17 protein-coding genes are annotated in these 17,165 nt (G+C 41.1%); 1 reads left to right on the top strand and 16 read right to left on the bottom strand.

The annotated features are described in order from the left end of the window. Positions 1 to 46: 46 nt before the first annotated feature. The 13 genes from acsA to B9Y89_RS09880 form a co-directional block, all read right to left on the bottom strand. Complete coding sequence (acsA, locus tag B9Y89_RS09940; protein WP_085523082.1) at positions 47 to 1,765, bottom strand: acetate--CoA ligase; 1,719 nt, start codon at positions 1,763 to 1,765, stop codon at positions 47 to 49. Between the two features lie 218 nt (positions 1,766 to 1,983). After that, positions 1,984 to 2,982 (bottom strand): catabolite control protein A, encoded by a 999-nt coding sequence (gene ccpA / locus B9Y89_RS09935; RefSeq protein ID WP_085523081.1) that lies wholly within the window; start codon positions 2,980 to 2,982, stop codon positions 1,984 to 1,986. Positions 2,983 to 3,187: 205 nt separating this feature from the next. Then, positions 3,188 to 4,273 (bottom strand): bifunctional 3-deoxy-7-phosphoheptulonate synthase/chorismate mutase, encoded by a 1,086-nt coding sequence (locus B9Y89_RS09930; RefSeq protein WP_085523080.1) that lies wholly within the window; start codon positions 4,271 to 4,273, stop codon positions 3,188 to 3,190. Between the two features lie 173 nt (positions 4,274 to 4,446). Continuing rightward, on the bottom strand, positions 4,447 to 4,782 hold the full coding sequence (locus tag B9Y89_RS09925) for a YtxH domain-containing protein (protein WP_085523079.1): 336 nt from the start codon (positions 4,780 to 4,782) through the stop codon (positions 4,447 to 4,449). Beyond that, positions 4,775 to 5,230 (bottom strand): DUF948 domain-containing protein, encoded by a 456-nt coding sequence (locus B9Y89_RS09920; RefSeq protein WP_085523078.1) that lies wholly within the window; start codon positions 5,228 to 5,230, stop codon positions 4,775 to 4,777. Before B9Y89_RS09920 ends, B9Y89_RS09925 begins: the two co-directional genes overlap by 8 nt. A 121-nt stretch (positions 5,231 to 5,351) precedes the next feature. Then, positions 5,352 to 6,656: a UDP-N-acetylmuramate--L-alanine ligase gene (murC, locus tag B9Y89_RS09915; protein WP_085523077.1), complete on the bottom strand. Its 1,305-nt coding sequence runs from the start codon at positions 6,654 to 6,656 to the stop codon at positions 5,352 to 5,354. A 133-nt stretch (positions 6,657 to 6,789) separates the two neighbouring features. Next, on the bottom strand, positions 6,790 to 7,887 hold the full coding sequence (locus tag B9Y89_RS09910) for a nicotinate phosphoribosyltransferase (RefSeq protein WP_085524694.1): 1,098 nt from the start codon (positions 7,885 to 7,887) through the stop codon (positions 6,790 to 6,792). 26 nt (positions 7,888 to 7,913) lie between these two features. Next, the gene (locus B9Y89_RS09905; protein ID WP_085523076.1) at positions 7,914 to 10,121 is read right to left on the bottom strand and encodes a DNA translocase FtsK; all 2,208 of its coding nucleotides are present in this window, start codon (positions 10,119 to 10,121) and stop codon (positions 7,914 to 7,916) included. A gap of 59 nt (positions 10,122 to 10,180) precedes the next feature. Further along, entirely contained in the window at positions 10,181 to 10,816 is a 636-nt protein-coding gene (gene ytpR, locus B9Y89_RS09900) for a YtpR family tRNA-binding protein (RefSeq protein WP_085523075.1), read from the bottom strand. Positions 10,817 to 10,842: 26 nt separating this feature from the next. Next, entirely contained in the window at positions 10,843 to 11,643 is an 801-nt protein-coding gene (locus B9Y89_RS09895) for a DUF1444 domain-containing protein (protein ID WP_085523074.1), read from the bottom strand. 100 nt (positions 11,644 to 11,743) lie between these two features. Then, a complete protein-coding gene (locus B9Y89_RS09890) occupies positions 11,744 to 12,253 on the bottom strand; it encodes a hypothetical protein (RefSeq protein WP_085523073.1) in 510 nt (169 codons plus the stop codon). A gap of 197 nt (positions 12,254 to 12,450) precedes the next feature. Then, positions 12,451 to 12,966 carry a DUF84 family protein gene (locus B9Y89_RS09885; protein ID WP_085523072.1) on the bottom strand — a complete coding sequence of 172 codons (516 nt, stop codon included), beginning with the start codon at positions 12,964 to 12,966 and terminating at the stop codon, positions 12,451 to 12,453. A 32-nt stretch (positions 12,967 to 12,998) separates the two neighbouring features. Next, a complete protein-coding gene (locus tag B9Y89_RS09880) occupies positions 12,999 to 14,072 on the bottom strand; it encodes a M42 family metallopeptidase (RefSeq protein WP_085523071.1) in 1,074 nt (357 codons plus the stop codon). A gap of 313 nt (positions 14,073 to 14,385) precedes the next feature. Here B9Y89_RS09880 and B9Y89_RS09875 point away from each other — a divergent pair, with 313 nt between their 5' ends. Then, positions 14,386 to 14,697 (top strand): PepSY domain-containing protein, encoded by a 312-nt coding sequence (locus B9Y89_RS09875; RefSeq protein WP_085523070.1) that lies wholly within the window; start codon positions 14,386 to 14,388, stop codon positions 14,695 to 14,697. 27 nt (positions 14,698 to 14,724) lie between these two features. Here B9Y89_RS09875 and B9Y89_RS09870 read toward each other — a convergent pair whose 3' ends face one another. From B9Y89_RS09870 to trmB, 3 genes are all read right to left on the bottom strand, one after another. Beyond that, positions 14,725 to 15,291 (bottom strand): hypothetical protein, encoded by a 567-nt coding sequence (locus tag B9Y89_RS09870; RefSeq protein ID WP_085523069.1) that lies wholly within the window; start codon positions 15,289 to 15,291, stop codon positions 14,725 to 14,727. A 170-nt stretch (positions 15,292 to 15,461) separates the two neighbouring features. After that, on the bottom strand, positions 15,462 to 16,298 hold the full coding sequence (locus B9Y89_RS09865) for a YtnP family quorum-quenching lactonase (RefSeq protein ID WP_085523068.1): 837 nt from the start codon (positions 16,296 to 16,298) through the stop codon (positions 15,462 to 15,464). A 78-nt stretch (positions 16,299 to 16,376) separates the two neighbouring features. Next, complete coding sequence (gene trmB, locus B9Y89_RS09860; protein ID WP_085523067.1) at positions 16,377 to 17,018, bottom strand: tRNA (guanosine(46)-N7)-methyltransferase TrmB; 642 nt, start codon at positions 17,016 to 17,018, stop codon at positions 16,377 to 16,379. Positions 17,019 to 17,165 lie beyond the last annotated feature (147 nt).

The following is a 17,165-nucleotide window of genomic DNA, read 5'->3' as shown; positions in this document are numbered from 1 at the left end:
AAGCCCTTTGATCAAACAGATCAAAGGGCTTTTTGTATGCTAGATCTTACTTTTCCATTGTTGACAAGTCGCCGGTCGGCAAGTCAAGATCCCAAGCTTTAAGCACACGACGCATGATTTTACCGCTGCGCGTTTTTGGTAAACCTTCCTTAAATTCAATTTGCCGCGGCGCTGTATGAGCAGCTAAACCTTTTTTAACAAACGTGCGAATGTCTTCTTTTAACTGATCACTTGATTCATAGCCGGCACTTAAAGCGATGAAGGCTTTAATAATTTCCCCTCTAACAGGGTCAGGGACGCCGATGACACCGGCCTCGGCAACGGCTGGGTGTTCAACAAGCTTGCTTTCAACCTCAAACGGCCCAACACGTTCACCAGATGTCATAATCACATCATCAACACGGCCTTGAAACCAGAAGTAGCCATCCTCATCCTGATAAGCGGAATCACCTGATACGTACCATCCTTCAGGTGTAAAATACGAGTTATACTTCTCTTGTCGGTTCCAAATCGACCGCATCATTGACGGCCAGCCTTGTCTGATTGCTAAATTACCCATTTGATTGGCTGGTAATTCGTTGCCATCATCATCAATAATCGCTGCTTCCGTACCTGGAATAGGCTTACCCATCGAACCTGGTTTAAGCGGCATCGATGGATAATTGCTGATTAAGATAGCCCCGGTCTCGGTCATCCACCAAGTATCATGAATACGCATATTAAAGACTTTTAATCCCCAGCGGACAACCTCAGGATTTAAGGGTTCACCCACACTTAAGATGTGGCGCAAAGTTGAAAGATCATACTGTTTGACGAGTTCATCGCCAGAACCCATTAACATACGAAGGGCTGTAGGTGCGGTATACCAAACAGTGACCCCATAATCATCTATGGTTTGATACCAATCACCTGGTTTGAAGCGGCCGCCGCGGACAACATTGGATGCTCCATTCAACCATGGCGCAAAAATACCATAAGAAGTTCCTGTAACCCAACCAGGGTCAGCTGTACACCAATAAACATCATCTTCTTTTAAATCTAACACCCAGCGTCCTGTCTGATAATGCTGAATCATAGCTTTATGAACATGTAAAACGCCCTTCGGCTTCCCTGTGGACCCGGATGTATAATGAAGAATCATACCGTCTTCCCGATCCATCCATTCAATATCAAACTCCGAACTTGCTGATGCCATATGGCGGTTAAAATCAATTGACTGATCACTTTCCTCGATATTGTCACCGACAAGAACAATTTTTTCTAAATGCGGCAATTGATCGACAGGAACACGGTCGAGTAATTCTGGGGTTGTAACAATAACCTTAGCTTCACTGTCTTCCAGCCGGTCTTTAACCGCCCCTTCCATAAATGCTTCAAACAGCGGGCCCACAATGGCGCCTATCTTCAATGTTCCAAGCAACGTAAAATAGAGCTCAGGAGAACGCGGCATGAAAATAAAGACACGGTCACCCTTTTCAACATTGGCTTGATCCTTAAGAACATGTGCTGCTTTATTGGACAAAGATTTCATTTCAAGGAATGTATATGTTTCATCCCGTTCGCCATCTGAAAAATATAATGCCACTTTGTTTTTTCTATCACGTTCAGCATGCTTATCAATAGCTTCATAAGCCATATTGACCTTACCTGTACGGTTCCAAGTAAATGCATTTTCTACATCTTCCCAATTAAAATTATGGCGTACTTCTTCGTAATTGTCGAGATTATGGTCTTTTTGGTTAGCAGGTATTACTTCTGTTTTCAAGTCTATTCACTCTCCTTGAAATCGTTTGCAACCTTATTATAATACAAAACCTATTAATTATCAAAATATATCAAAATGTAAATCAAATTTTTGAACCGCTATGAGTGCCTATTCAGTTCAAACTACAAAAAAGGGGACGTCGCAAAATGGACAGCCCCCTTTTTCTTATATCATTCTTTTAAATATAAATCAGGCTGCCTCTGGAGACAGCCTGTTGATTACGTAGTCGATTGACGGTATTCAATCCGATGAGGTAAAACCACATTCGGGTCATCAACGGATTCACCATTCATATATTTCGTTAATAATCGCATCGCAACAGCTCCGATATCGTACATCGGCTGCACGATTGTTGATAATGTCGGCCGAACCATCTGGGCCAATCGTGTATTATCAGAACTGATAACTTCAATATCTCCCGGTACATTTAACCCTTGATCCTGAATTTCGTGAATCACTCCTAGAGCCATTTCATCCGTTCCTGAGAAAACAGCTGTTGGATGCTTGTCCAAGGCTAAAAACTGCTCCATAGCCTCTTTACCGGAATCATAAGTATAATCCCCGACAGCGACATAATGGTCTTTATACTCCAGCTGATGGTCTTCCAAAGCATCTTTATAACCTTGAAGTTTATAATTGGCATTCATCGGATCTTTCAGCGGACCCGTGACAAAACCAATGTCTTCATGGCCGGAATCAGCTAGCTGTTTGACGGCATCATAGGCCGCTTGCTTGTAGTCAATATTAACCGATGAAACTTGTTCACTTTCATCCAACGTCGCAGCCAGCACAATAGGCACATGCGCATTTTTGAACTCCTCAACATGCTCCTCAGTAATCTTGCCACCCATAAAGACGATACCGTCCACTTGTTTCCCTAATAACGTCTGTAGAAGATGAAGTTCCTTATCCTTATTATGATCAGAATTAGATAGGATAATATTGTAATTATACATTGTCGCAATATCCTCAATACCCCTTGCTAACTCTGAAAAGAAAACACTTGAGATATCAGGGATAATCACTCCAACAGTGGTCGTTTTCTTGCTGGCCAGTCCCCTTGCAACAGCATTCGGACGATATCCTAATCTTTCTATAGCTTCTAACACTTTCTTCCTAGTCGTCGGCTTGACATTGGGGTTTCCGTTAACCACACGGGATACGGTAGCCATGGAAACACTTGCTTCACGAGCAACATCATAAATCGTCGCACTCATAATACTTTCCTCCTTATCAATCAACCCTATGGCTTCATGTATCTTAAATGATTCATTTTAGTATGTAAAGGAAACTGCAAGGTAATTCTGTTATAGTATTAACCGTTAACAGTCATTATAACACTACGTTGTTTAACGGATTTTGTCAATTGATGGAGTTGATCCGTAAAAAAATTGTTGAAAAAAGCCTTGCAAAATGCAAGGCTTAGACTTGAGAAAAGGTGTGTAACCCCTGTGTTTTTAATTCGGAAATAAATTGGTTAAACAACTCGAAATCCATTTGCTGCTGGGCATCCGAAAGCGCCACAGATGGATCAGGATGAACTTCAGCCATCACACCGTCAGCTCCAATCGCAAGCGCTGCTTTGGCCGTTGGAATCAGCAAATCTTTCCGCCCGGTCGAGTGGGTAACATCAACAAACACAGGCAAATGTGTTTCTTGTTTTAGAATCGGAACAGCTGATATATCCAATGTGTTTCTTGTTGCTTTCTCGTAGGTTCGAATACCGCGTTCGCATAAGACAATCTGTTCATTTCCGGCTGAGAAAATATATTCAGCCGCCTTCATAAATTCGTCAATCGTTGCTGACATTCCCCGCTTTAGGAAAACAGGTTTATTGGATTTGCCCGCCTCTTTCAACAGTTCAAAATTTTGCATATTTCGAGCACCAATTTGAATCACATCTAAATAGTCTTCAGCGGTTTCAATATCTTTAGGAGACACAATTTCGCTGACAATAGATAAATCGTATTCATCGCCAACTTGTTTTAAAATCTTTAACCCTTCAAGACCCAACCCCTGGAAGTCATACGGGGATGTCCGCGGTTTGAATGCTCCGCCGCGTAGGAATGGCAATCCATGCTTCCGAACCTCTTCCGCGACACTCTTTACTTGTTCATAACTTTCAACCGAACACGGCCCGGCTATCAGCCTTTGTTTGCCGTCTCCAATTTGTTCACCACCTATGGATACTGTTGTGTCTTCCGGCTTCCGTTTACGTGACACCAACAAACCTTTTTTATGGTCATTTTCTTGCAGCTCCATACTCGCTTTTAGAATTTCTTTAAATAAATGCTGAATGGTCCCCGTGGCAAATGGCCCATTATTTTTCTCAGCCAAATCATTGAAAATATCCCGCTCACGTATTGGGTCATACGGCGGCGTACCTTGGGCTTTTTTTAAAAAACCAATATCTTGTACAAGCTTGGCACGTTCGTTAATTTTTTCAAGCAACTCATCATTTAACTCATCAATTCTGTTTCGCAGCTGCTCAATCTCATTCTGACTCATTCCAATCCCTCCAGCTCGGCATAAACTATTTTAGAGGCTATTATATACAATTTATAACGATTTGTCATCACTTTTTTCTTTATTTCTTAAACGCTTTTAAGTATTAAATTATTTTACTAAAAAAAGACTGCCCATGAAAAGGCAGTCAGCCAAGGTTAATGGCTATCATGATCTTAGTCATTTTTAGGAATTTCAATACCGCCTGGCTCATACGTGTTGGTTGTATCGTTTTGCATCGAAGTTACGTTGTTTAGATTAGTCGCACGGATAGATTGCCACTCTTTCACTTTCCCTAGTAATTGATTGGATTGATCAGCAATCACACGAGTCAAATCTTGAGATTTATGCTTGGCATAAGTTGTCCAATCCCCATCTTGGTCTTTGGCAGACCTCAAATCATCACGGAGATCTTGTCCTGATTTTGGTGCCATTAACAAGGCGGTCACTGCCCCAACGAGACTGCCGACCACTGCCCCTTTGACAAAGTTTTTCCCATTTCCATTACTCATCGCCGGTATTCCTCCCTCTTACTGAATTTGACGATTCAGGATTACGGACTTTCCATTTTCCCCACAAATCAATCGCTGCTTCCCCCCACTGCATAACGCGGGCAATCTGCTCTGAATGTTTCTCACTCTTACTTTTAACTGTGTCAGTGATGGTGTCAACGGATGAATTAACCTTTTTAACAGAGTCACCGAGTGATTCGACAGATTGAAAAACACTGTTTAAATGCTGAGACTTTTCATAAGCATCGTCAGCCATTTTATTGGTTTTATGTATTAATTCTGTGGTTTCATGTGTCACCCCTTGCATTTGTTGTTGCACACGATCCATAGTCCGCGACACATTTAACAACGTTTTTTGAACGGATTTTAACGTTTGAGCAACAAAATAAACCAATATGGCAAAAGCAAGGGCTAGCAAAGCGACACTAAGATAAAGAATGACCTCCACAAACATTTCCTCCTTTTTGGGTATCGTATCTGTTATAGTTTTCAACCAATATCAAACAATATACTATAAATTTTAACATGAACCGTAGAAGAAAGAAAAAAGAGACTGATGAGCACAGTCTCTATTTTTGCGGATGAGCATTTTCATAGGCGGCCTGATACTTCTGGATATCACCAGCACCCATAAATAGAAGAACGGCAGCATCGTGCTGACTTAAGGTGTCAATATCTGCTTCAGAAATAATCTGCGCACCAGGTATTTTCTGCTGCAAATCTTCAATAGTTAATTCCCCGCTATCTTCGCGTGCAGAACCAAAAATATCACACAAATAGACCTCATCAGTTGCCTCCAAGGATGTTGCGAAATCGTCCATGAAGGTCTTCGTTCTTGTATACGTGTGCGGCTGGAATATGGCCACAATCTCACGTTCGGGATACTTATTCTTGGCTGCATCAATCGTAGCACTAATCTCGGTTGGATGATGGGCATAGTCATCAACAATAACTTGATTCCCCCATAATTTTTCGGTAAACCGGCGTTTGACTCCATGAAAAGAAGCTAAACGTGCCTTTAAAAGTTCGGTAGGTACGCCTTGATAATGACAGAAAGCAATCACAGCTAAAGCATTTAACACGTTATGGGTTCCGTGTTGAGGAATGGTAAATGTCCCGTAATAATCATTTCTCACAAGGACATCAAATGTTGTTCCATGCTCTGATCGTTCGATGTTTCTTGCCTGAAAATCATTTTCTTCATCCAAACCATAATAAATGACAGGAACATTGATTTTGATGCTCTGGAGATGAGCATCATCACCGCAGGCAATCACGCCTTTTTTAACTTTTAATGCTAACTCTTGAAATGCCTGCACAACATCCTCTAAATCCGAAAAATAATCGGTATGGTCATAATCGATATTTGTTATAATACTGTAATCAGGATCATATGCGAGAAAATGACGGCGATATTCACACGCCTCAAATATGAAATACTGACTATTGTTAGCGGCGTATCCCGTCCCGTCGCCAATTAGATAAGACGTCGGCAAATAGTCTTTAAAGACATGGCTTAATAACCCTGTTGTCGATGTCTTTCCGTGCGTCCCCGTCACAGCGACACTCGTAAATTGACGGGCAAATTCACCTAGAAAATCAAAATAACGATAAAGCGGAATTCCTAACTCTCTTGCCTGCTGAATTTCCTCATGATGATCCGGAAAAGCGTTGCCTGCAATCACAGTTAAATTTTCATTGATGTTATTTTTATCGAAAGTCATGATTGGAATATTTCGGTCTTCCAATGCCTTTTGAGTAAAAAAACGCTTCTCTACATCTGAACCTTGAACTGTTTCGTTCATATCATGTAAAATCTGCGCCAAAGGACTCATGCCTGTACCCTTAATGCCTACAAAATGGTATATCGTCATAGAAAGACCTCCAAAGTAACTCGGGCTACTCGTAATTATATATTCATTTTATGCCCAATTTGTGCAAACAGCGCCTTACCTGCTTTTCCTTATATATTATACGAAACTATAATGAATTATAAATGCGTAATAGTTATTCTACCTTCTCCAATCGGGGGTTAGGATGATATTTCCGACCGGCTTTGGCCGCGTGTTTCCCATTTAAAAGGACATTATCCCCCGTAAATGAATACTTGATATTTAACAAATTGCTACCGATGCCATACATGTCAACTGGAACATTTTGTTCTTCAAATGACTTAATTTTCTCCATCGTAAACCCACCACTTGCCACAATCTTAACATGATGAAACCCTTCAGCATCAAGCGCTTTACGAAGCGCAAATAGAAGCTCTGGATTGACGCCGCGTGGATCAAATTTACCCAGCAAATGGTCGTTTCGTAGAAAGTATTGGTCAACCATATTTTTGGACGTATCAACGCGAACTGATTTTAACAGATCGCCAAAAACACGTGCTAATTTTAAACTGTCGCCGATAACATCATTATTATAATCCACGAGTGCCATGATTTCATCATCGGGATAGCGGTCATGATAGGCCTGACAAGCAGCAACTACATCACCTTCAAATAATTGCAATAAGGCATGCGGCATGGTCCCCATGCCATATTTCCCCCACCATTCATTCATGGCATGAGTAGCTTGAGCAGTCGATCCACCTATGTAAGCTGAATAGCCGTCTCCTGCTTGTTGGGTAAAGTGATCATCACGATCCCCCATGAAAATAACCGGTTTCTGAATACCGGATTGGCGGGCGGCTTTAACAACATTATAGACATTCGTAGCAACCGACGTTCTTCTGGCAAGAATACCGTCAATCACACCTTCTAAAAAGCCAAAATTTTGATAAGGTCCAGTTATGGTTAACACCGTTTCATAGGGTTCAATTTTATCCCCGTCTTTCAATGAATAGACCTCAAGTTCCTCCACATTTTTGGCAAATGTTTTAATTATCGCAATCGCTTCATCCGTCCCGCATAAGACAGCATGCTTCTTTTGAAAAAATTGCATGGTTACGATATTGTCCGGCTTATATTCACTGGCAATATCACAAGATTTGATGAAATAGACAGCCGAAAACCAGCCTTCACCAACCCGTTCATCAAATTTAAAAGTTTTATTCGTTAATCTTTTAATTTTGCCCTGTAATTTCAACTCTATTTCCTTCATAGCCATCGATGACTCCTTGTCAAAAGTTATACGGAGGAAGCTCCGGCACTATCCGTCTCAAATACGTCACGGGTAAGTAAAACTTGTCTTGGCTTGCTTCCGTTTTGTTCGGAAACAACACCAGCCATTTCCAACTGGTCAATAAGCCTAGCTGCACGATTATATCCGATGCGATATCGGCGCTGCAAGCTTGATACCGAAGCCTGCCCCTGTTCAATAACAAATAATCCGGCTTCATGAAACAAGTCATCCTGTTCGTCAGTAGCATCTATGGATTGTTGTTTAAGTGATTCCTGATCAAATAAATCCGGCAGCTGGTCGTATCCAGAGAAAGCATCAACGACTGTCTCAATTTCATCATCAGTCACAAAGGTGCCTTGCACGCGGCGCATGTCCCTTGCACCATTTTCAGCAAATAACATATCTCCTTTGCCTAACAAGCGTTCAGCACCGCCCATATCTAAAATTGTTCGCGAATCTGCTTGTGATGATACACTAAAGGCAATCCGAGTCGGTATATTCGATTTAATCAAACCGGTGATCACATCAACAGAAGGACGCTGTGTAGCAACTAACATATGGATCCCAGCCGCTCTTGCCTTTTGCGCAATTCGACAAATCGACTCCTCCACTTCTTGTGGACTCGTCATCATCAAATCTGCCAGTTCGTCAATAATGATGACGATATATGGCATTTTCTCCCCATCGGTTTTCCCATTATCTACGTTTTGATTATACTTTTGAATATCACGAACCCCAGCGTCAGCAAACCGCTGATACCGCTCTTCCATCTCGGCGACCGCCCACTTCAAAGACATGGAAGCTTCCTTAGGCTGGGTAATCACCGGTGACGCCAAATGAGGTAGATTTTGATAGACAGCGAGTTCAACTACTTTGGGATCAATTAATAGCAGTCTCATTTCTTCAGGTTCGGCTTTATAAATCAAACTAAGAATTAATGAATGAATACAGACGCTTTTTCCTGATCCTGTCGCACCAGCAATCAAGCCGTGCGGCATTTTACTCAAGTCTGTTGCGACATTTTGCCCCGTCACATCTAAACCTAAAGCAGCGGTTAAAGGGGAGGCGGCTGTCTGAAAGTCGTCGGACGCTAGCAGCTGTCGCAAATGGACTTGCTTACGGTACTCATTAGGAATTTCAATACCAACCGTATCTTTTCCCGGGACAGGGCTGATTCGGATTTGTTCTGCAGCCATGCTCAATTTGATATCTTCAGTGAGATTAATCACTTTATTGACCTTAACCCCTGGATGAAGACGAATCTCAAAACGGGTAACAGCCGGACCTTGAATGTGATTCACAACATCTGCTTTAACATTGAAATTTTGCAGTGTTTCGATCAAAATCTTCTGTTTCTCTTCAATCCAATGTTCATCTTGAGTCTGGCTATCAACAGCCTGATTTAATAGACTTAAATCAGGCTTGTCCAGCTTTTGATTATGAGACTGAGAAACTTTATTAGGTGGTACTGGATTAGTATCTTGTGCTAACGCTGGTTGACTAGATGGTCCTGGTGCCGCGTCCTCACTAGCACCTTTATCATCACTTTTATCAGACCGAAACATTAATACATTGTAAGGAATTGCAGGATTTCTTTGGCGTTTTCTAGTAGGAGCCGCCGACTGCTTTATATCTTGCTCTGCTGATACTGAAGTTGCCGGGCGATTCTGAGCCTCAGTTTGTTCTTCTTCTCGTTGATCATGTGATTCATCATCATCCATTGGGTATTGTTCTTCAGGATCTAACTGAGGAGATTCAGGTTCCTCCACGGTTTCTTCTTGTTGATTAACTCTCCATTCCTCGGGCTCATCATCCACTGGTGGTTCGGTGAATCGCACATCGTCACGTCTCTGTGGCCGCTTATTGAAACCATATACAGGTGAAGGGATTTCAGTCAGTTTAAACGGCTGTTTATGATCATAATCATTGTCAACTGATTGATCACGATTAGACGATTCCTTTGATTTTGAACGATGCGATTCTTGTTCCACATGCGCATGATGCTGAGGCTTAGTCGACCTGGTAACCGTTTCTTTAGGATATTTATTTTTCATTTGCACCGATAACTTCCGGTAGGGATCTTCAAAGTGTCCACCAGAAGATCGTTTGCTTTGATATGTATGAGACTGATGATGAGCCCCGGTGACATCTTTTGAATCAACAGGACTCGTATCTTCATCTAAACCGAAAAGTCGTCTTAACCAATTACTCATGGCCATCACCATCACTTAATATAATCATATCGACGTACCACTAAGATGCAGAGCTGAAATCACTTAGACATAGACTCGTGGTCCATTTGCCCATAAAAGGAAATTCCTGTATCGACATCTGATGGCAATTCAAGAATACCTTTCTTTTCCGGCGCGTTAGCCAATCCTAATTCTTTAGCTGAACAAATCATTCCTGTTGATGCAACACCACGTAATTTTGAGTCCTTAATAAGCATACCGCTGGGCATCACGGCCCCTACCCGGGCGACAACCACATTAAGGCCTTTTTCAACATTAGGTGCACCACACACAATTTGCAGCGTTTCCCTGCCGATATCAACCTGACAAACACTCAGTTTATCGGCATCTGGATGCTGGTTTTTCTCAATAACATGGCCAGTGATAAACATAGGAAGCCCGTCTGCACTTAGCTCGGGGTTAAAGTGTTCGGCCTCAAGCTGCTGATTCAGTTGACGGGCCATCGGCTCATCCAATTCAATAACACCATATTCATCAATTGGTCCAATTTGATGCGAAGCATTAAAAATATTATAACCTAATGTCTTATCATTCTTGTCATCATAAATCCTGGCGACATTGTTCCGACGCTCCGTTCGCCGTTCACCTTTCACAGATGTATTCATCGTTACAATCAGTGTGTCACCAATGCCTGCTGGGTTATAGAATATATTCATGGTTAGTCCATTCCTTTCAATGATAGCTATTCGTTCTTAGGTTTATTTTTTGCCAGTATAAAAATCGGTTCTAACTGCTCATCTTCATAAATGAACGGTAATGATGTAATGGGAATATAGCCGTTAGAGAAAAAATTCATTGTCATTTGTCCAAGAATATCATAACCTTGATTGTTTTGAATATCAGCTACAATCAACACATCTTGGTGAGGCACAGCAACTGCCATCTCACCTGTCACCCTTTGCCTCATCTGATCTAAAAACACAGGATTCAAAATCCGGCTGGCATCATAACCATCATTATAATTGACAAAGAAAAATGTATTTCCGGCAACTACATCTTTCTTGGCTTCAAACGGTAATGAACGTAAATTAAACCGGGCCATCTCATCCACAATACGTTCATGCAAACCTTCTTCTTCCATAAGTGCATGATCAATTAAACGATAAGATTGATCCAAATCTACAGCGTAAAAGATACGTGTTTCTGCAGTATGATCTTTATAAAGCAATTGCTTGCCATCCCCCGTCTCAGTCGGAAACGATGTTGAACGAATGACAGGATAAATCGCGTCCTCTTTTCCTTTAAGTTGCTGGGTGTTTTGCATCACTTTCAAGGCCTCATCTACATAGTAAACGACTTCATCAATGCCCTTGTCCTGATTGTTTTCGTAACGACTGATCACCCCCGGCAGTGACAGCGTAATACCTTTCTCTGTATGGATATCTTCAATTCTCAATTTATCTTCTTTTTTATTAAAAGTTATCCGGCGATCGGATGTTTTCAACCGTTTTTCCAAGCGCTTTTTCATTTGGATACTATCCATAGGTCATCCCCCGTTCTTATGGAATCATGGAAGTTTTAGTGACCCTAACAATCGACACAAATAATTGTATCATTAAATCAAGATCTGCTAAACTAAGATGTTATTTTAGTTGAATGGAGTGAACAACCTTCATCATCGTTTTAGCATCTTCAGCTAAATGATCAAGATCCGTTCGGGTTGTCATTTTGACGCCGCCTGTACTTACAATCAGTTCCGGCCGTTTATCTTTTTCCATGTTGATGTTAATATAGCCAAAGTCATCACCTGTTTCAATTGCTTGAAGACGGTCGGCTTTATCCATCTTTTGTTTCACCGATTGATACCCCAAGCGTGATTCCCTGTTTTCATTTGGATTGACAAATAATATATAAGTTTGATCATCATATTCGAAAACGATATTGCTTTGAGTTTTCTCGGTAATACTGAATGTCTCTGGCTTGTAATACGAGAAGTTTTCTCTGTCTTTATTAGTATCTTTCGGTGCCTCTTCGAGAACTTCTTTAACATTAGAAACGGCTTCGTTCCAGGCCTCGTCCTTTGACGGTGAACATGCTGATAAAGCTGTTAAGACCACAAACAGACATGTAATCATTAGTCCACGTTTCCACATTGACATCTGCCCTCTCTGCTTCGACTTTCTCTTTTATATCCTAAATGGAAATAGGATATTTGACAAGATTCGCTACGAAATATGTTTCCCTATTATAAAGAAAACTTACTTATCGCCAAGTCTTAGTTGTGCATACTTTCTTTAAGTACCAAAAAACCAACCAGCTTAAAAAATGAGCCGGTTGGTTCTAATTCATGCTAATCACGAATAGGATATTTATATTGGGCAAACAGGATTTGGACAATCTCGAAAAAAACGTGATCCCTTTTAATTAAATTATTCGTCAAGACACCTATAGTGCCTTCATTTTGCTTGATATTTTTCTGCTGAGCAAAGTCGTCAATAATATCACCTAATTCATAGCCTTTCTGAATCCCTGTTGACAATGTTTCAGGTAACGTGACTCGAGCTCCAGAAGCGGTCACAATATTATCGTCTTGGTCAGTCAGCGCTCCCCAACTGCAGAGATACATTGTTCTACCGACCGTCATGACACCCCCTTCAAGGCCGATGCCAAAATCATTTCCATTAGCTTGCCGTGCCCCCATTGCCCGGTTTGTTGCGCCTGTCAGTGTCTCAGCATCATTCATCGGCTGATTACTGACACCTGAATCTACATTAACCGGATGGACGGTCATTGAATGGGATTCAGCGTATCGTGTTACCGCTTTAACTTTTGCTGGATTTTTCGTACCAATAGCAAGGGTCGTCAATGGTGTCTTTCTCCTTCCAAATAAGACCAATATTATACTTGGCTGTTAATTTTCTGGACTGTATTGTGATCAAGTGTCTGTACAAGTTTGACTAGCAACTCTTTCGCAGCTGCATAATCATCAACATGAATCATCGATGCTGATGTGTGAATATACCGTGAACAAATCCCCACAACCGCCGAAGGAACACCATTGTTGCTTAAATGAACACTTCCGGCATCAGTCCCCCCCTGGGACACAAAATATTGGTAAGGAATATCATTGGATTCAGCCGTATCTAAAATATAGTCCCGCATACCGCGATGGGTGACCATACTGCGATCAAAGATTCTTAATAACGTTCCTTCCCCTAGTTGTCCAAAAGCGTTTTGATCACCGGACATATCATTAGCAGGTGACGCATCCAGGGCAAGAAAAATGTCAGGATCAATCATATGAGCGGCCGTCTTTGACCCGCGCAAACCAACTTCCTCCTGTACCGTTGCACCCGAATATAATGTATTCGGCAGCTGTTTATTCGCCAATTCTTTGAGAAGTTCAACGGATAAACCGCAACCATAACGATTATCCCAGGCTTTAGCCATAATTTTTTTATCGTTCGCCATCGGCGTGAACGGGCACACTGGAACCGCTTGTTGTCCAGGTTTGATACCTAAAGTTTGGGCGTCTTCACGGTCATCAGCTCCGATGTCAATGAGCATATTCTTGACATCCATTGGTTTTTTGCGCTGTTCCTCATCCAAAAGATGAGGAGGGATTGAGCTGATCACACCGGGGATGGCGCCATTGTCCGTCATCACTTGTACCCGTTGAGCCAATAAAACTTGACTCCACCAGCCCCCCAATGTTTGGAAGCGCAAAAGACCTTGATCTGTGATTTGCGTGACCATAAATCCCACTTCATCCATGTGACCAGCAACCATAACCTTAGGCCCCTCAGTATCTCCCTTTTTTACACCAAAGATGCTGCCTAAACGGTCTTGAATCATATCATCAGAGTATTTTTTAAGTTCGCCTTTTAAAAATTGACGCACGTCATGTTCAAATCCGGGCGCTCCCGGTAGTTCTGTTAAAGTCTTAAATAATGTTTGGGTCTCTTGATCCATATGTAGGACTTCCTTTCATTAAAATATGTTTTTGGGAAATAAAAAATATTCGGCTTATGGTTAAGCCGTTGTTGCACTTATTCTAAGTGCCAGAAATTTTTAAGTACGTTGACTGACTTATATTAGCTGAAATTTTATACTTTCCTAACGTGGAAAAGTATAAATACATTTGTTCTAATCATAAGTATATATGATTCAAGCAGATGATTCCAGAACGCCATCTTTTCCTTAACTTTTTATATCAATCCTTGGTTTATTCCAACATGATTCTGTATACTTTAATTAAAGAGTTCTAAAAGAAAGGACGATCCTTATGAATTGGAAGTCGACAATAGCAGCCGTAAGTGCAGGTGTTGCCGGGGGCATCATCATAAGCCAGACATTAACAAAGGAAACACTCACGCCCGAAAGTGCCTTAAAAAAAGTCAAAAGCGCGGTCAAACATAACCACGAACTTGAAGGCGCTTGGATCTACTTACAACCCGAGTCTTTTGTTAAAGACAGGCTCAATTACAAAGTCTATAAAGGTGGATTAACAATTAATGAAGCGGGTGAGGTCAACCATTTTGACTTCGTCGCCGATGCGACAACAGGAACCATTCTTGATTTTTATAAACAGCCATGAAAAAGAACCTTGCCATAGGCAAGGTTCTTATCTTTTTCCTGAGTGATCACCGGCGAGGTTATTCTCGCGTTTAAACCGCATTGTTGAATATTTGTACTTATGCCAGATAAACAAGAATATTAAAGGCACGATAATAATTAATGCCATAACTCCGATAATCGGTCCGTACGACAATGAAATATTGACCGGATGGGCGTTTTTAAATTCCTGCACATGCCCTTTCATTTGTTCATGCTTTTTAAGATCAGCTTCTTTTAGGGTCATTTCCTGATTGGGAGCAAAATAGACGTGCTCGCTATAATTTTTGAAAAAAATATAATCCCGCACCGTTTTAAACTTGGCGACTGCTGCCTTAACTTGATTGATTTTCACTTTCTTTTCACCTTGTTTAACAGTGAGAGGTTCCGACAGGTTATACGTTTTAACATTAGTCAGCTTAAAAGACCCTTCTTTAAAATCGTAATGCTCATTACTCGTGTGTTCCTTAAAGGTCTCATACATTTTACCATCAGTAACGGTCTCTGCGTTAGAAAATTGATAAGAACCAAAAAATACAAGGAAAGCTGCAAAAAGCCCTGCTAGATATTTCTTCATATGTAGTCAACCACCTTCTGTAATCATTTGCTACGCCGAATGTCTTCCCTGTTAAAAATTAGTGATAAATACGAGGAAGTGCTCCTATCTCTCTTATCATACCACAATCTCACCATTATGCTCACGCTAATAAACATTCCTAATTTTTTGTCATCTTCTATGTCTGCTGCTTATCGCTCAATCTTGTCAGTCACTTGACCTTCTTGTGTCCACTTCAAAGCATGATAAATAGCATCATGATAGTAAATGAACCATGCATTTTGGTCAATAGCATATGGGATCCATTTTTGTTTAGCACGAATAGAGTCCATAGGATAATCATCATAGGCTAATACCCATAGAGGGTTGAAATGGGCATGTGTTGGCATAATATCGGCCATATGAACCGCTGTCTCGCCCTGACTCTCAATCATAATAATAGCATGACCATTACTATGTCCGCCAGTATGAATCATACGAATGCCTGGTCCAATGTCCACTTCATGTTCAAACGTTTTAACTTGATCAACTATAGGCTGCCAATTCTCCGGCCAATAGGTGCTTTTGGATCGAATATTAGGCTCACGCATTTCTTTCCATTCAATTTCAGAGGTCCAAATCACAGCGTTTTTGAAAGTTGATACCAAATGGTCACCCTCGTACCGAGATAACCCTGTCGCATGGTCAAAATGCATATGCGTCATCATGACGGTATCAATATCATCGGGGGACAGTCCTACGGATGTCAACGATGACACCAGTTTGGCTTCTTCTGTGACACCGTAGTTCCGCTTTTGCTTATCTGACAATTTGCCATTGCCAATCCCCCCTTCAATCACAATATTCCTGCCATGTCCTTGAATTAATATAGGGTCCGTCCGTAACTCAATCTGGTTTTTGTCATTGTAGGGATATTTCTTTGCCCAAAGCGGTTTGGGAACAACACCGAACATGGCTCCACCATCCATATGGGTGACACCACCATTAAGCCATGATACAGAATAGTCGCCAATATGTAGCTGTTTCATATCAGTTTCCCCCATCACGAAATCATTAAAAAAGCGCTTTCTGTATCATATTATAACATAAATGCAATTATCAAGCGGTTATCTGAACAAGGTTTGACAATGATAGATACGCTGACCTTTAGCCTTAAATTTTTCCTCATATTCTGTTGTAACATTGTCAGGAAAATTGGATTGATGTAAATCCAAACTGATATTCTTAATAATCATCCCATATCTCGAAAAACTCTCTAGAGAGTATTCAAATAGGCCTTGGTTATCTGTCTTCATATGAAGCTCGCCGCTAGGTTTTAAAATCGTCTTATATTGATCCAAAAACGCCCGATATGTCAACCGACGTTTTTCATGTCGATTCTTTGGCCATGGATCAGAAAAATTCAAGTAAAACCGATCAACTTCATTTGGTGCAAAAATGCTTAGCAAGTCATTCGCATCAACTTGTAGTAAACGTAAATTATCTAGCGGTTGTTGGATAATTTTTTGTAAAATACTAACAATGATGTTTTCATCACGTTCGATTCCAATAAAGTTAACATCCGGGTGTCTTTGTGCCATTTCAAATATAAATTTGCCTTTCCCTGAGCCAATCTCAATATGTAATGGTAAATCAGGCTGAGCAAAAGAGGTGTGCCACATTCCCCGTTTCTCATGAGCATTTGGAATAATGACCTCTGGATGACGGGCGATGAAATCTTTGGCCCATGGCTTATAACGCGGTCGCATGAACTTTCCTCCTTCCGACGCACAGGACGTGCTAATATCGGTGTTGTAACAGGACGTGCCAGCATCGCCGTCCAATTCTTATTTTATAATTTTTCCATGACTATTAAAAGCCACACCCGTTTATCCTAATTAACAAACGATAAAAAG

It is taken from the genome of Tuberibacillus sp. Marseille-P3662 (assembly GCF_900178005.1).
Taxonomy (GTDB): domain Bacteria; phylum Bacillota; class Bacilli; order Bacillales; family Sporolactobacillaceae; genus Marseille-P3662.
Note: the sequence above shows the minus strand (reverse complement) of the source record. Positions and strands in the feature narration are given on the sequence as shown.

What these genes read in the sequence shown, in the direction of transcription:
- B9Y89_RS09875 (WP_085523070.1), top strand. Translation starts at nt 14,386, where the DNA reads ATGAATTGGAAGTCGACAATAGCAGCCGTAAGTGCAGGTGTTGCCGGG.
- ccpA (WP_085523081.1), bottom strand. Translation starts at nt 2,982, where the DNA reads ATGAGTGCGACGATTTATGATGTTGCTCGTGAAGCAAGTGTTTCCATG.
- trmB (WP_085523067.1), bottom strand. Translation starts at nt 17,018, where the DNA reads ATGCGACCGCGTTATAAGCCATGGGCCAAAGATTTCATCGCCCGTCAT.
- B9Y89_RS09880 (WP_085523071.1), bottom strand. Translation starts at nt 14,072, where the DNA reads ATGGATCAAGAGACCCAAACATTATTTAAGACTTTAACAGAACTACCG.
- B9Y89_RS09910 (WP_085524694.1), bottom strand. Translation starts at nt 7,887, where the DNA reads ATGAAGGAAATAGAGTTGAAATTACAGGGCAAAATTAAAAGATTAACG.
- B9Y89_RS09895 (WP_085523074.1), bottom strand. Translation starts at nt 11,643, where the DNA reads ATGGATAGTATCCAAATGAAAAAGCGCTTGGAAAAACGGTTGAAAACA.
- B9Y89_RS09890 (WP_085523073.1), bottom strand. Translation starts at nt 12,253, where the DNA reads ATGTGGAAACGTGGACTAATGATTACATGTCTGTTTGTGGTCTTAACA.
- murC (WP_085523077.1), bottom strand. Translation starts at nt 6,656, where the DNA reads ATGACGATATACCATTTTGTAGGCATTAAGGGTACAGGCATGAGTCCT.
- B9Y89_RS09905 (WP_085523076.1), bottom strand. Translation starts at nt 10,121, where the DNA reads ATGAGTAATTGGTTAAGACGACTTTTCGGTTTAGATGAAGATACGAGT.
- B9Y89_RS09865 (WP_085523068.1), bottom strand. Translation starts at nt 16,298, where the DNA reads ATGAAACAGCTACATATTGGCGACTATTCTGTATCATGGCTTAATGGT.
- B9Y89_RS09925 (WP_085523079.1), bottom strand. Translation starts at nt 4,782, where the DNA reads ATGAGTAATGGAAATGGGAAAAACTTTGTCAAAGGGGCAGTGGTCGGC.
- ytpR (WP_085523075.1), bottom strand. Translation starts at nt 10,816, where the DNA reads ATGAATATATTCTATAACCCAGCAGGCATTGGTGACACACTGATTGTA.
- B9Y89_RS09870 (WP_085523069.1), bottom strand. Translation starts at nt 15,291, where the DNA reads ATGAAGAAATATCTAGCAGGGCTTTTTGCAGCTTTCCTTGTATTTTTT.
- B9Y89_RS09930 (WP_085523080.1), bottom strand. Translation starts at nt 4,273, where the DNA reads ATGAGTCAGAATGAGATTGAGCAGCTGCGAAACAGAATTGATGAGTTA.